The organism is Mesorhizobium sp. ESP7-2 (assembly GCF_020164715.1).
Taxonomy (GTDB): Bacteria; Pseudomonadota; Alphaproteobacteria; order Rhizobiales; family Rhizobiaceae; genus Mesorhizobium.
Genome location: NZ_JAIUGQ010000041.1, coordinates 1 through 13,234, shown reverse-complemented (window position 1 = coordinate 13,234; position 13,234 = coordinate 1). Strand labels below are relative to the sequence as shown.

The window sequence follows — 13,234 nt, the reverse complement described above, 5'->3', positions numbered from 1 at the left end:
GCCCCTCAAGCCTAGCTTGAGGACGGATAGACCATGCTTGACATCAAATGGATTCGCGACAACCCGAAGGCCCTTGTAGAGGCGCTGGTCAAGCGCTCGTGGTCGTCCGAGGAGGCGCAGTCCACGGTCGATGATCTGATCACCCGGGATGAGGCGCGGCGCGAGCACGTCACCGAATTGCAGACCAAGCAGGAGCGCCGCAACGCCGCCTCGAAGGAGATCGGCAACGCCATGCGTTCGGGCGATGCCGCCCTTGCCGCAAAACTGAAAGCCGAAGTCGGCGAGATCAAGACCTTCATCCAGAATGGTGAGGCGCGCGAACGCGAGCTCGACAAGGCCCTGAACGACGCGCTGGCGGTGCTGCCCAATGTGCCGCTCGACGACGTGCCGGTCGGTAAGGACGAGCACGACAATGTCGTCAGGCATATCGTCGGCAAGGCGCCGACGCGGCCGAACTGGGTGAAGGAGCATTTCGAGATCGGCGAAGCGCTCGGCATGATGGATTTCGAGCGCGCGGCGAAACTGTCGGGTTCGCGCTTCACCGTGCTCAAGAGCGGTCTGGCGCGGATGGAACGCGCGCTCGGCCAGTTCATGCTCGACCTGCACACGACCGAGCACGGATATGAGGAGGTCATCCCGCCTCTGATGGTGAAGGACGACGTTCTGTTCGGCACCAACCAGTTGCCGAAGTTCGAGGAGGATCTGTTCTTCACGCCGCACGGGGAGGGCAGGCTTGGCCTGATCCCTACCGCCGAAGTGCCGCTCACGAATCTCGTGCGCGAAGAGATCACCGCGCATGAAAAGCTGCCGCTGCGCTACACCGCGCTGACGCCCTGCTTCCGCTCGGAGGCAGGCTCGGCGGGACGTGACACGCGCGGCATGCTGCGCCAGCATCAGTTCTACAAGGTCGAACTGGTGTCGATCACCGACCAGGAATCCTCGCTCGCCGAGCATGAACGGATGACGCAATGCGCCGAGGAAGTCTTGAAGCGGCTCGGCCTGCCGTTCCGCACCATGGTGCTGTGCACCGGCGACATGGGCTTTGGCGCGCGCAAGACCTACGACATCGAAGTCTGGCTGCCTGGCCAGAACGCCTATCGCGAAATCTCGTCCTGCTCTGTCTGCGGCGATTTCCAGGCGCGCCGCATGGACGCCCGCTACAAGGACAAGGACGGCAAGGGCAACCGTTTCGTCCATACGCTCAACGGTTCGGGCACCGCTGTCGGCCGCGCGCTTATTGCTGTCATCGAAAACTACCAGAATGAGGATGGCAGCGTAACCATTCCTGAAGTGCTGCGGCCTTACATGGGCGGTCTGGAAAAGATCGAATCGAAATAATGCGCATTCTTCTGACCAATGACGACGGCATTCATGCCGAGGGCCTGGCGTCACTCGAGCGCGTCGCCCGCACACTGTCCGACGATGTCTGGGTGGTGGCGCCGGAGCAGGACCAGTCGGGCTATGCGCATTCGCTGTCGATCTCGGAGCCGCTGCGGTTGCGAAAAATCGGCGAGAAACATTTTGCCGTGCGCGGCACGCCGACCGACTGCGTCATCATGGGCGTCAGGAAGATACTGCCCGGCGCACCCGACCTGATCCTGTCCGGCATCAACTCGGGCGCCAACATCGCCGACGACGTGACCTATTCGGGCACCGTCGCCGGCGCCATGGAAGGCGCACTGCTCGGCATCCGCTCGATCGCGCTCAGCCAGGGTTACAGCTATGTCGGCGAAGACCGTGTCGTCCCCTATGAGACCACCGAGGCTTTGGCGCCGGCGCTGCTGAAGAAGCTCGTCGCGGCGCCGCTGCCGGACGGCGTGCTGCTCAACGTCAATTTTCCGAACTGCCTTCCCGAGGAAGTGGCCGGCACGGTGGTCACCACGCAGGGCAAGCTGGTGCACAGCCTGTGGGTCGACGAGCGCCGCGACGGGCGCGGCCTGCCTTATTACTGGCTGCGCTTCGGCCGCGAGCCGGTCGAAGGCAAGCAGGGAACCGATCTCTTTGCCCTGCGCAACCGGCTGGTGTCGGTGACGCCGTTGCAGCTCGACCTCACCGCGCATGAGATCCGTGACCAATTGAGCAAGGCGCTTGCATGAATCAAGGCTTTCCAATCGATGATCGCGAAGGATTTGCAGCTTTCCTGCTGCGCCTGCGCGGCAGGGGAATGGTCCCGAAGGCGCTGATCGCGGCTTTCGAAGCAACGCCGCGACGCGGCTTCCTGGCGGCGCAGTTCCACCCGATCGCCTGGTCGGATCGCATGCTGCCGATCGAATGCGGTGAGGCGATCGAAGGGGCTGACATGCAGGCGGCGGTGATCGCCGCACTCGCCATCGAAACGGGAAACCGCGTGCTCGAAATCGGCACCGGCTCAGGTTACACGGCGGCCGTGATGTCGCGGCTGGCGGCGCGCGTCGTGACCGTCGATCGCTACAAGACGCTGGTCGAGCAAGCCCGCCAGCGTTTCGAGGCGCTCGGCATGGGCAATGCCATCGTGCGCCAGGCCGATGGTTCCAACGGATTGCCCAATGAAGGGCCGTTCGACCGCATCGTGGCCTGGGCGGCATTCGACAGCCTGCCGCGCTTCCTGCTCGACCAATTGTCGAGCGGCGGCATCGTCATCGCGCCGATCGGGCCGGAGGAGGGCGAGCAGGTACTGGCCAAGCTCACCAAGGTCGGCAGCCGTTTCGAACGCGAGGATATCGGCATGGTGCGGCTGCAACCGATCCTGCGCAGTTTGGCAGCGGTTATCTAGTTTCAGGCCGGCTGCCGGATCTCTTTCGGGCCCAGCTATCGGTATCGCCGACCATCCTCAAAATGTTTTAAGAAAATTTTCGTCGGATTCTAATGGGTTAACCGCCCAGTAACATTAACGCGCTTTAATCCTGTCCAGTTGGTGCAGCGTTTGTGCGGGTTAGTGCGATGCAACTCAGTGTTTTGAAGGCAAATAGTCGCAATCTGGCGCGGGGCTGCGCTGTTCTGATGATTGCGGGCGCGGCGGCAGGGTGCAGTTCCCAGGCTTCGCGGTTCAACAGTGTCGACGATGTCTTCACTTCCTCGACAAACAATCAGCGCGCCATCATCAACAAGCAGGATGCGGTGCAGCCCTATCCGGGCGATGTCTCGGCCGCTCCGCTCGACGGCAGCCACACGCAGTCGGTGAGCCGCTCCAGTCTCGAACCGGTTTCCAGCCGGCCATTGCCGCCACCGGCTTCCGCGCAGGCGCAGCCGGCTCCAGCGCTCGCGCCCGCCACCAATCCGGTGCGTGTCGCATCGGCGCCAGCCCTGGTTCGCCCGGCGCCGCATCTCGACAGGGCGACGACCGGCACTGTCGCGCCGGCCGCGAAGCCTTTCAAGAATGCCCAGCCGGACGAGCCGAAGATGGCCCAGGCCGGCACGCCGCACGCGACAGAAATCGTCGTCAGGGACGGCGAGACCCTTTCCGGCCTGGCAGCACATTACAAGGTGCCGGCCGATGTCATCATGAAGGTGAATGGCCTGAGCCCGACCAAGGGGCTGAAGACCGGTCAGAAGATCGTCATCCCGGCCTATGCCTATTCGAGCAAGGGCGAGCCGAAGGTCGCCGACGCAAAGCCGGTGAAGGACGGCAAGCACGATCTGCCGGCCACCGCGCCGGACAAGGTCGCCGTGCTGCCGCAGCAGCCGAAGCTCAAGGAGGGCAAGTCCGCGGCCCAGGTCGACGCGTCGGCCGCCGCGAGCCAGCCCAAGGAGCCAAAGCCGGCGCAGGTGGCCAAGGCAACCGGCGCTGCGGGCACTTATACGGTCCAGTCGGGAGACACGATGTCCTCGATTGCCAGGAAGACCGGCGTCGGCGTCGTGGCGCTGAAGCAGGCCAATGGCATGAAGGATGGCTTGCTCAAGATTGGCCAGACCCTGAAGGTGCCGGCCGGCGGAATAGCGACGGTAGCCAGTGCCAAGCCGGCCAAGGTCGATCCGGTGACCACCGCAACCACGCAAGCTCCGGCAAAGACCACGCCGTCGGAAACGCTGGCATCCTACACGCCGCCGAAGAAGGACGCGAAAGTCATCCAGCAGGCCGAGGACGACGAGGCGGTGGCACCGGGTGCCACTGGGATCGGCAAGATGCGCTGGCCGGTTCGCGGCCGGGTGATTTCCAGTTTCGGATCCGGCAAGGACGGCGTCGACATCGCCGTGCCAACGGGCACGCCGGTCAAGGCGGCCGAGAACGGCGTCGTCATCTATGCCGGCGACGGGCTGAAGGAATTCGGCAACACGGTGCTGGTGCGCCACGAGAATGGTCTGGTCACCGTCTATGGCCATGCCAGTTCGATCGAGGTGCAGCGCGGCCAGAAGGTCAAGCGCGGCCAGGAGATCGCACTCTCGGGCATGAGCGGCACGACGGACTCGCCGAAGCTGCACTTCGAAGTGCGCAAGAACTCGGCGCCGGTCGACCCGTCAGGTTATCTCGAATAGAATAAAAAAATGCGATTTGCGGGCCGCCTGACCTCCAGTCCGGCCCGCCGGCTCAGGCCCGCCCCGCAAGGAGCGGGCTTTTTCAGTTTTGTCGGATGGCTGTTTCTCAAGGCTCAAAGATGATCGCGCAGCGTGTCGGCGATCATCACCTCGAGGCTGCTGGCCTTGATACCGAGAAGCATCTCGGCGTCGGAGGAATCCACCAGCAAGGGGGTCTCGAAAAGATAGCTCATCTCGATGAGCTCATGCATGCCCAATGCTTCCATCTCGGCAGTGGAATAGGAACGGATTTCCAAGGCCTCTTGCCGAAGCATCGCAGCGGTTTTCAGGATGAGTTGGCGGGGTGAGGCGTATTGCGAGGGAACGTGAAACGCTCGCCCCCATTCGCCCGTGTAACGGGAAGCCGCGACAAGCGTCCTGGCGACGTCCTTGGTGAAGGCCCAGGCATGGGTTGCGTCGAGGTTCCCAATGAAAGCGGTGGGCTTCCCCTCGATGATGGAGGGGGCGGTTCCTTTCTTCGAAGTCGGATCCAGGGAAAGGTCGGAGCGAAGCGGGCTGTCGGCACTTTCCCCATAGCCATACAGGTTTCCAAGGACGATGAGCTTCGCGCCGACCGCCTCCGCCGCGCGCACGGTACCGTCGATGATGGGGAAAAAATCGGTTGGCCACCTGTGATAGGTGGCCATGGCGCACATGAAAATGGCGTCGGCGCCTTGGCAGACACGCGCGAGTTCCGAGGCATCGGTGGCGTCGGCCTGTACGGCCCGCACGTTCCGCAACGTGTTCGAACCGACGCTCCGGCTGGTGAGAACGACATCATGTCCTTCCTCGCCAAGAAGGCGAGCGGTTTCGCGACCGACCGGCCCCGCTCCGACAACAACATAGAAACTCATGGCATAACCTCTCGTCCAAGTTTGATGGAGAGGCGTGAGTACAGGTCCACGGCATTGAAAATCGCGCGGGAATTGCCAAATTTTGAACAGGTTTTGCCACGAATCGAGAGAGCATGCGTTCGCAATACGCTCCGGCCCAAGCCGCGTCCGACGTCACAATGGCCTCCCGGCATATCGAAGCCGGCGTCCACCGCCTGTCCCCGGCGTCACACCATCGCATCAGGGTGCATGCCAGTGCGGCGACGCGCTCCTACTGCAATCAGGTCGGACGATATTTCGTCAGGCGCGCCGGCGATATCGACCTGGTGCCGGCCGGCCAGGAGGGCGGCTTCGAGGCCGAAACCTCGTTCGACACGCTGGAGATCGCGTTGCAGCCAGCCTTGATGGAAAGGGTGGCGGAGGAGCTTGGCGGCAAGGCGCAAGCATTGCGGCTCGACACGCGGCACCTGCTTCGTGACCAGCGCATCGAACATCTCGCTCGAGCGCTCGAGAGCGAACTGAATGCAAACTCGCCGAGTGACCCTTTGTTTGCCGACAGCATTGGCGCTGCACTGGCGGTGAGGCTGCTTGGCCTCGGTGAACCTGATATCGGTCGAACGAACCGTTTGTCGGATACCCAGCTGACACGCGTGCTGGAGTACATCGAGGCGGCTCTCCACGAGCCGCTTTCGATCCATCGACTAAGCCGAGTTGCCGGCGCGAGCAGCTCGCATTTGCGGACATGGTTCAAGGTGGCGACGGGCGTCACCTTGCACCGCTATGTGTTGCGACGTCGCGTCGAACGCGCACGCGTTCTGCTGCAGCGAGGCGATCTCAGCACAAGCGAAGTCGCTGAAATGACGGGCTTTGCGCACCAGTCACACTTGGCGCATTGGATGCGCCGAGAGATCGGCCAAACGCCGCGCGACCTGCGACGGCCGCAGCCACCCAAATGACCGCATCAATCCTGTAGCGGCTTGCCGAGCCTACCAGCCAGATCCTGGGTAAACTGCCAGGCGACCCGGCCCGAGCGGCTGCCGCGCGTCGTCGCCCATTCCAGCGCCTCTGCCCGCAGCTGCTCGGGGTCGATGTCGAGACCATGATGGCTGGCATAGCCGTTGATCATGTCGAGATATTCGTCCTGCGAGCATTTGTGAAAGCCGAGCCACAAGCCGAAACGATCGGATAGCGAGACCTTTTCCTCGACCGCTTCGGACGGGTTGATGGCGGTCGAGCGCTCATTGTCGATCATGTCGCGCGGCAACAGGTGGCGGCGGTTCGAGGTGGCATAGAAGATGACATTGGCCGGGCGGCCCTCGACGCCGCCTTCAAGCGCCGCCTTCAGCGACTTGTAGGACGTGTCGTCATGATCGAAGGAGAGGTCGTCGCAGAACAGGATGACGCGGAAAGGGGCCGCCTTCAGCAAGCCCATCAGCTTCGGCAGCGTGTCGATGTCCTCGCGGTGGATTTCGATCAGCTTCAGCGGCAGGCCGGATTTGGCCTTGGCATTGATTTGTGCATGCACGGCCTTGACCAGCGACGATTTGCCCATACCGCGCGCGCCCCACAACAGGACGTTGTTGGCGGCGAAGCCGGCGGCGAAGCGCTCGGTGTTGTCGACGAGGATGTCGCGGACGCGGTCGACGCCGCGGATCAGGCCGATGTCGACGCGGTTGACCTTGCGCACCGGCTCCAGATAGCCGGGTTCGGCCTGCCAGACGAAGCAATCGGCCACGTTGAGGTCGGTTTCAGGCACCGGCGGCGGCGCGAGCCGGCTGACCGCTTCGATCAGGCGGTCGAGTTTCTGGTTCAGGGCGTCAATGCTGGTATCGGTCATATCAGGTCTTTTGCTTTGGTTTTTGCCGTGGCAGGCGGCCCCGGTTCGATTCCGGCGGTTTCGAAACCGGTTGCAACCATTTGTTCGAACGTGATCTTTTCCGAAAACTGGCTCGCGCTTTTCGTGATCCTGCTCTAACACGGCTAAACAGGCCGGAAAAGCAGCGGATTTGCCCGGCCGCGCAGTTGCATTGACAACTTTACCGACTATATTCCGGCCAAATTTCTAGGGGCCGCCAAATTCCACAAGACGGTTTGGCGGCTGTTTTCAAAATTCAGGAGTACCTCGATGTTCGTGACACCGGCATACGCCCAAGGCATCGGCGGCGCCTCTCCCGATATGTTCATCAGCATTTTGCCGTTTGTCCTGATTTTCGTGATCATGTATTTTCTCATCATCCGCCCGCAGCGCACACAGCTGAAGAAGCGCGGCGAGATGCTGGCGGCGGTTCGTCGCGGCGACACTGTCGTCACCGGCGGCGGTTTCGTCGGCAAGGTGACGAAGGTGATCGACGACAACGAGCTGGAGATCGATCTTGGCGGCGGCACCAAGGTGACGGCGCTGCGCTCGACGATCGCCGACGTGCGCGTCAAGGGCGAACCGGTCGCCAACCAGAACGCCAAGAAATAACCAGATTCAAGGCGGAGCGATCCGCGGACACGCTCTGACGGACGACGCCATATGCTTTATTTCTCGCGCTTCAAGATGATCCTGATCTGGCTGGCCGTGGCCGCCACAGTGATCCTCGCCGCGCCCAATCTGTTCCCCGCCAGCACGCTGGCCCAGCTCCCCAGTTGGGTGCCGAAGCGGCAGATGACGCTCGGCCTCGACCTGCAGGGCGGTTCGCACATCCTGCTGGAGATGAATCAGAACGACCTAATCAAGGATCGGCTGGAGACGGCGCGCGATGAAATCCGCACACTGCTGCGCGATGCCAAGATCGGTTATACCGGCCTAGCCGGCACGGGCCGGACCCTGCAGGTCCGCATCACCGATCCGGCCCAACTCGATGCCGCAAAGAAGGCGTTGAAGAGCTTGACGGATCCCGTCGCCGCCGGCCTCTTCACCGGCGGTTCCATCCAGGAAATGTCACTGGACGATTCGGAGCCCGGCCTGCTCAAGTTCACCGTCACCGACGCCGGCATCAAATACCGCACATCGACCGCACTGGAACAGTCGATCGAAGTGGTCCAGCGCCGCGTCAACGAACTCGGCACGACCGAGCCTATCGTGCAGCGGCAAGGTGACGACCGCATCCTCGTCCAGGTGCCTGGCCTGCAGGACCCGCAGCGGCTGAAGGAAATCCTCGGCCAGACCGCGAAGCTGACCTTCCAGATGGTCGACCAGTCGATGCCGGTGCAGGACGCCCTCAAGGGACGCCCGCCGGCAGGCGATTCGGTGCTCTATTCGCAGGACGATCCGCCCGTTCCCTACCTGATCGAAAACCGCGTCATCGTATCGGGTGAAAACCTCGTCGACGCACAGGCGACGTACAATTCGCAGAACAACGAGCCGGTGGTTTCGTTCCGCTTCGATTCGAAGGGCGCTGCCCGCTTCGGCCAGGCCACCGCGCAGAATGTCGGCAAGCTGTTTGCCATCATCCTCGACAACCAGGTGATCTCGGCTCCGCAAATCCGCGAGCCGATCCTCGGCGGCACAGGCCAGATCTCCGGCAATTTCACTGCCCAGAGCGCCAACGACCTGGCCGTGCTGCTGCGCGCAGGCGCGCTGCCGGCGACGCTGACCGTCATTGAGGAACGCACCGTGGGTCCAGGCCTGGGCCAGGATTCGATCCATGCGGGCAAGGTCGCCGGCATCATCGGTTCGATCCTCGTCGTGGCGTTCATGTTCGTGTCCTACGGTTTCCTCGGCTTCCTCGCCAATATCGCGCTGGCGGTGCACGTGGCGATGATCGTCGGGCTGCTGTCGCTGCTTGGCGCCACACTGACCTTGCCGGGTATTGCCGGTATCGTGCTGACCATCGGCATGGCGGTCGATTCCAACGTGCTGATCTACGAGCGTATCCGCGAGGAGCGACGCGCCGGCCGCTCGGTGATCCAGGCGATCGACACCGGTTTCTCGAAGGCGCTGGCGACCATCGTCGATTCCAACGTCACGTCGCTCATTGCGACGGTGGTGCTTTTCTATCTCGGTACCGGGCCGGTGAAGGGCTTTGCCATCACCTATGCCATCGGCATCCTGACGACGGTCTTCACCGCATTCACCTTCACCCGCCTGCTGGTCTCGATCTGGCTGCGACGTGCCCGTCCGAAGGAATTGCCGAAAGCGCCGGTGACCTTCGTTCCACCGGGCACGAAAATTCCGTTCATGGGTATCCGCCGGTGGACGTTCGCGCTGTCGAGCACATTGTCGATACTGTCCGTCGTGCTGTTCATGAGCGTCGGTATCAATTACGGCATCGATTTCAAGGGCGGCTCGCTGATCGAGGTCCAATCCAAGAGCGGCGATGCCAATCTCGGCGATATCCGCAGCCGACTGACGGAACTGAACATCGGCGAAGTGCAGGTGCAGCAGTTCGGTGCGCCCAACGACGTGTTGATCCGCGTCGGCACACAGGACGGGGGTGAAAATGCCGAGCAGACCGTGATCGACAAGGTGCGCGGCGAGCTGCAGGACCAGTATAATTTCCGCCGCGTCGAAGTGGTGGGCCCGACGGTTTCCGGCGAATTGGCCAAGCAAGGCACGATAGCCATGATCGTCGCGCTGGTCGGCATCCTTGTCTATGTCTGGTTCCGTTTCGAATGGCAGTTCGCGGTCGGCGCTATCGTCGCGACGGTGCACGACGTGGTCATGACGCTCGGTTTCTTCGTCATCAGCGGGCTCGAATTCAACCAGTCGTCACTGGCGGCGATCCTGACCATCATCGGTTATTCGCTGAACGACACGATCGTGGTCTATGACCGCGTCCGCGAGGACCTGCGAAAATACAAGCGAATGCCGTTGCCGCAACTGTTGAACAACGCCATCAATGAGACGTTGTCGCGAACGACGCTGACGTCCGTGACGACCAGCTTGGCGCTGCTGGCGCTGGTGCTGTTTGGCGGCGAAGTGATCCGCTCCTTCACCTTGGCGATGCTGTTCGGCGTCGTGTTCGGCACGTATTCTTCGATCTTCATCGCGGCGCCGTTGCTGATCCTGTTCAAGCTGCGGCCGCAAGCTTCGGCCGATGAGGAAAAGCCGGTCAACGGTGGCAAGGCGGTCGCGACCTGACGCGCGGCCCCGAAGGTGACAGAGTGGTGACCGGCAAAGGCATCGTCATCCGCGAGGCGCATTTCCCCGGCCGCGCGCCGATCGAGGCTTATGGCAATGGCGGCTTCCGCTTTGCCGACATGTCGCATCGCGGCTCGCTCCTGTGTCTGCCGTCCGGCATCCATGGCTGGGAGCCGGCAAATCCCCTGGCGCTGACGACGGCGGATTTCGACCGGCTTCTGGCCGAGGCCGACAGGGTCGAGATCCTGTTGGTGGGCATGGGCAGGGATCTGCGGCCGTTGCCGGCGGCGCTGCGGGGGGCATTGAAGGATGCAGGCATAGCCTCCGACCCGATGTCGACCGGTGCAGCAGTGCGGACCTACAACGTCCTTCTGGCGGAAAACCGCGCCGTGGCTGCCGCGCTCATCGCCGTCGACTGATATGTCGCAGAATGCCAAAATCGTCATGGACGGGGTGCGCGCCGCCGATCATGATCGCTATCTCACCGCGCTCTATGCAGCTGCCGATAAGCGCGACGCGCTGTTTTCGCTCTACGCTTTCAATGCCGAGATCGCGGGCATCCGTGACCGCATCCATGAGCCGTTGCCCGGTGAGGTGCGGCTGCAATGGTGGCGCGATGTCATTGCCGCCGGCGGCGAGGCGGGCGCGGGCCATCCCGTTGCCGAAGCCTTGAACGCCACCATTGCGACATTCAAGCTGCCGAAACTCGCCTTCGAGAACATGCTCGAAGCACGTATCTTCGATCTCTACGACGACCCGATGCCATCGCGCACCGATCTGGAGGGCTATTGCGGCGAGACTGCAGCCGCGCTCATCCAGCTCGCCGCAATGGTGCTCGATCCTGTCGAGGCGCCGGGGTTTGCCGAACTGGCGGGCAGGGCGGGCTGCGCCCAGGCGATGACAGGCCTTTTGCTTCTGTTGCCGCTGCACCGCAAGCGCGGGCAATGCTTCGTGCCGGCCGATATTCTGGCGGCAGCGGGCTCGTCGCCGGACGCATTTGTTGCTGGCGATGGCGGGCCTAGCGCCCAGCGCGCCGTGGCGGCGATGATCGCGCTGGCGCGCGAACATTTTTCCGCCTTCGAGCGGGGTGCCGCCGCGCTGCCGGGGTCGCTGCGTCCGGCATTCCTGCCGCTGGCGCTGTCACGCGCCTACCTCGACAAGATGGAAGGCTCGCGCCACTCACCGCTCGGCGGCGCGGCGCGGCTGTCGGCGTTGCGCCGGCATTGGTTGCTGCTGCGCCGTGCAGACAAGGGCTGGCCGACACTTTGACGTAAACGTCAATTGTGTTAAGGAGTCCGCCTGCCGAGAACTGTCGCAGAAGACGACAGGCTGGCCCGGAGGAAATCCATGAGCCTGCCCGTGCTGGTCGCGATCGTCGTGCTAGGCATTGCGCTGTCGGTCGCCGCCGTGCATTTCACCGGCGGCAGCAAGATGGCCACTCTGACCGGCGCTGATCAAGCGATAGGCCGATTCGCAGAGGACTTTCCCGACGAGATTGCGATCGCGGTTCGACTAACGGCGGACAGCCGGTCCGCTTTTCTCGATCTTGGCCATGGCCGCACGGGCATCGTCCACGGTATCGGCGACTGCTTTCTGACCCGCATCGTGACGCCTGGGGACGTCATTGTGTCCAATGCTGACGAGACGAACACGATCCAGGTGCGGCTGACGGACTTCACCTGGAAGGGCGGCCGCTTCCGCCTTGCCAGTGACGTCGACGCACGGGCCTTGCTGAACGCTCTTGAGCCGCGAGACACGAGTTCCGCCAGGGAGGCCGCGTGATGGACAGCTACGATTTTCCGCAGGTCACCCAACTGGCCATTCCGTTTTTCGTCGCCGCGATCCTGATCGAGCTATGGCTGGTGCGCACAGGTCGCGCCAAGGGCTCGTTCGAGACGCGCGACACCTTGACCAGCCTGATGATGGGCACTGGCAATGTCGTCGCCGGGCTGCTGCTTAGTATCGTCTCCTACTGGGCGCTGCTGTGGCTCTGGCAGTTCCGTGTCTTCAATCTCGGCCTGTCGGTCTGGGTGTTCTTGGCCGCCTTCCTGCTCGATGATCTGCGCTATTATGTCTACCATCGCATCGCGCATCGCGTGCGCTGGGTCTGGGCCGAGCATGTCAATCACCATTCCAGCCAGCACTACAACCTCTCGACGGCGCTCAGGCAGAGCTGGACCGGGCTGTTCACCTTCATGTTCGTGCTGCAGGCGCCGCTGGTGCTGCTCGGTTTCCACCCGGCGGTGATTGCCTTCACCTTCGGCTTCAACCTCGTCTGGCAGTTCTGGATCCACACCGAGACGATCGGCAAGATGTGGGGCTGGTTCGAGTTCATCTTCAACACGCCGTCACACCACCGCGTCCACCACGCCACCAACCCGCGCTATCTCGACGCCAACTACGCCGGCACGCTGATCATCTGGGACCGCATGTTCGGCACCTTCGTCGAGGAATTGGAAGAGGACCGGCCGCGCTACGGCATCGTCAGGAATCTGGGCACCTTCAACCCGCTGAAGGTGGCATTCCACGAATGGATCGGCATGTTCAGAGATGCCTTCGCACCCGATCTGACGCTGCGCGAGCGTCTGAACTACCTGATCAAGCCGCCAGGCTGGAGCCATGACGGCTCGCGCGAAACCTCGGAAACGCTGAAGGCGGCATATGTTCGGAGAAATCCGGGCGAGGCGGGCAAGCCGGGATTGCCGATGGCAGGGGCTGAGCCGGCGGAGTAGTGTAAGGCCTAGTCGACGACCTTGATCCGCACCCTAGAGCGTAGTGACGATTTAACTACCTGAGCCAGATGGCGATAGCTGCAAGTTTGACAAAGCCCATGAAGTTGGCG

At 62.8% G+C, this 13,234-nt stretch carries 13 protein-coding genes; 11 read left to right on the top strand and 2 right to left on the bottom strand.

Features of this window, described 5'->3' with window-relative positions:
• The first annotated feature begins 33 nt into the window (after positions 1–33).
• From serS to LB543_RS27810, 4 genes are all read left to right on the top strand, one after another.
• Positions 34–1,338: a serine--tRNA ligase gene (gene serS, locus LB543_RS27825; RefSeq protein WP_224616442.1), complete on the top strand. Its 1,305-nt coding sequence runs from the start codon at positions 34–36 to the stop codon at positions 1,336–1,338.
• Complete coding sequence (surE, locus tag LB543_RS27820) at positions 1,338–2,096, top strand: 5'/3'-nucleotidase SurE (protein ID WP_140761390.1); 759 nt, start codon at positions 1,338–1,340, stop codon at positions 2,094–2,096. Before serS ends, surE begins: the two co-directional genes overlap by 1 nt.
• Positions 2,093–2,752 carry a protein-L-isoaspartate(D-aspartate) O-methyltransferase gene (locus LB543_RS27815; RefSeq protein ID WP_140761388.1) on the top strand — a complete coding sequence of 220 codons (660 nt, stop codon included), beginning with the start codon at positions 2,093–2,095 and terminating at the stop codon, positions 2,750–2,752. The genes surE and LB543_RS27815 overlap by 4 nt, the downstream gene beginning before the upstream one ends.
• A gap of 167 nt (positions 2,753–2,919) precedes the next feature.
• On the top strand, positions 2,920–4,452 hold the full coding sequence (locus tag LB543_RS27810) for a peptidoglycan DD-metalloendopeptidase family protein (protein WP_224616441.1): 1,533 nt from the start codon (positions 2,920–2,922) through the stop codon (positions 4,450–4,452).
• A gap of 113 nt (positions 4,453–4,565) precedes the next feature.
• On the opposite strand, the gene LB543_RS27805 is transcribed toward LB543_RS27810, so the two are convergent.
• Positions 4,566–5,345 carry an NAD-dependent epimerase/dehydratase family protein gene (locus LB543_RS27805; RefSeq protein ID WP_224616440.1) on the bottom strand — a complete coding sequence of 260 codons (780 nt, stop codon included), beginning with the start codon at positions 5,343–5,345 and terminating at the stop codon, positions 4,566–4,568.
• Positions 5,346–5,458: 113 nt separating this feature from the next.
• On the opposite strand from LB543_RS27805, the gene LB543_RS27800 reads away from it, so the two are divergent.
• Positions 5,459–6,280: an AraC family transcriptional regulator gene (locus tag LB543_RS27800; protein ID WP_224616439.1), complete on the top strand. Its 822-nt coding sequence runs from the start codon at positions 5,459–5,461 to the stop codon at positions 6,278–6,280.
• Positions 6,281–6,285: 5 nt separating this feature from the next.
• Here LB543_RS27800 and LB543_RS27795 read toward each other — a convergent pair whose 3' ends face one another.
• Positions 6,286–7,161, bottom strand: coding sequence for an ATP-binding protein (locus tag LB543_RS27795; RefSeq protein ID WP_224616438.1), 876 nt, complete (start codon positions 7,159–7,161; stop codon positions 6,286–6,288).
• A 288-nt stretch (positions 7,162–7,449) separates the two neighbouring features.
• On the opposite strand from LB543_RS27795, the gene yajC reads away from it, so the two are divergent.
• From yajC to LB543_RS27765, 6 genes are all read left to right on the top strand, one after another.
• Positions 7,450–7,791: a preprotein translocase subunit YajC gene (gene yajC, locus LB543_RS27790; protein ID WP_010909882.1), complete on the top strand. Its 342-nt coding sequence runs from the start codon at positions 7,450–7,452 to the stop codon at positions 7,789–7,791.
• A 51-nt stretch (positions 7,792–7,842) separates the two neighbouring features.
• Entirely contained in the window at positions 7,843–10,392 is a 2,550-nt protein-coding gene (gene secDF / locus LB543_RS27785; RefSeq protein ID WP_140808781.1) for a protein translocase subunit SecDF, read from the top strand.
• Between the two features lie 26 nt (positions 10,393–10,418).
• Positions 10,419–10,811: an Mth938-like domain-containing protein gene (locus LB543_RS27780; RefSeq protein ID WP_224590107.1), complete on the top strand. Its 393-nt coding sequence runs from the start codon at positions 10,419–10,421 to the stop codon at positions 10,809–10,811.
• A gap of 1 nt (position 10,812) precedes the next feature.
• Positions 10,813–11,661: a phytoene/squalene synthase family protein gene (locus tag LB543_RS27775; RefSeq protein WP_224616437.1), complete on the top strand. Its 849-nt coding sequence runs from the start codon at positions 10,813–10,815 to the stop codon at positions 11,659–11,661.
• 78 nt (positions 11,662–11,739) lie between these two features.
• Positions 11,740–12,174 carry a hypothetical protein gene (locus LB543_RS27770; RefSeq protein WP_224616436.1) on the top strand — a complete coding sequence of 145 codons (435 nt, stop codon included), beginning with the start codon at positions 11,740–11,742 and terminating at the stop codon, positions 12,172–12,174.
• Complete coding sequence (locus tag LB543_RS27765; protein WP_224616435.1) at positions 12,174–13,124, top strand: sterol desaturase family protein; 951 nt, start codon at positions 12,174–12,176, stop codon at positions 13,122–13,124. Before LB543_RS27770 ends, LB543_RS27765 begins: the two co-directional genes overlap by 1 nt.
• Positions 13,125–13,234 lie beyond the last annotated feature (110 nt).

What these genes read in the sequence shown, in the direction of transcription:
- serS (WP_224616442.1), top strand. Translation starts at nt 34, where the DNA reads ATGCTTGACATCAAATGGATTCGCGACAACCCGAAGGCCCTTGTAGAG.
- surE (WP_140761390.1), top strand. Translation starts at nt 1,338, where the DNA reads ATGCGCATTCTTCTGACCAATGACGACGGCATTCATGCCGAGGGCCTG.
- LB543_RS27815 (WP_140761388.1), top strand. Translation starts at nt 2,093, where the DNA reads ATGAATCAAGGCTTTCCAATCGATGATCGCGAAGGATTTGCAGCTTTC.
- LB543_RS27810 (WP_224616441.1), top strand. Translation starts at nt 2,920, where the DNA reads ATGCAACTCAGTGTTTTGAAGGCAAATAGTCGCAATCTGGCGCGGGGC.
- LB543_RS27805 (WP_224616440.1), bottom strand. Translation starts at nt 5,345, where the DNA reads ATGAGTTTCTATGTTGTTGTCGGAGCGGGGCCGGTCGGTCGCGAAACC.
- LB543_RS27800 (WP_224616439.1), top strand. Translation starts at nt 5,459, where the DNA reads ATGCGTTCGCAATACGCTCCGGCCCAAGCCGCGTCCGACGTCACAATG.
- LB543_RS27795 (WP_224616438.1), bottom strand. Translation starts at nt 7,161, where the DNA reads ATGACCGATACCAGCATTGACGCCCTGAACCAGAAACTCGACCGCCTG.
- yajC (WP_010909882.1), top strand. Translation starts at nt 7,450, where the DNA reads ATGTTCGTGACACCGGCATACGCCCAAGGCATCGGCGGCGCCTCTCCC.
- secDF (WP_140808781.1), top strand. Translation starts at nt 7,843, where the DNA reads ATGCTTTATTTCTCGCGCTTCAAGATGATCCTGATCTGGCTGGCCGTG.
- LB543_RS27775 (WP_224616437.1), top strand. Translation starts at nt 10,813, where the DNA reads ATGTCGCAGAATGCCAAAATCGTCATGGACGGGGTGCGCGCCGCCGAT.
- LB543_RS27770 (WP_224616436.1), top strand. Translation starts at nt 11,740, where the DNA reads ATGAGCCTGCCCGTGCTGGTCGCGATCGTCGTGCTAGGCATTGCGCTG.
- LB543_RS27765 (WP_224616435.1), top strand. Translation starts at nt 12,174, where the DNA reads ATGGACAGCTACGATTTTCCGCAGGTCACCCAACTGGCCATTCCGTTT.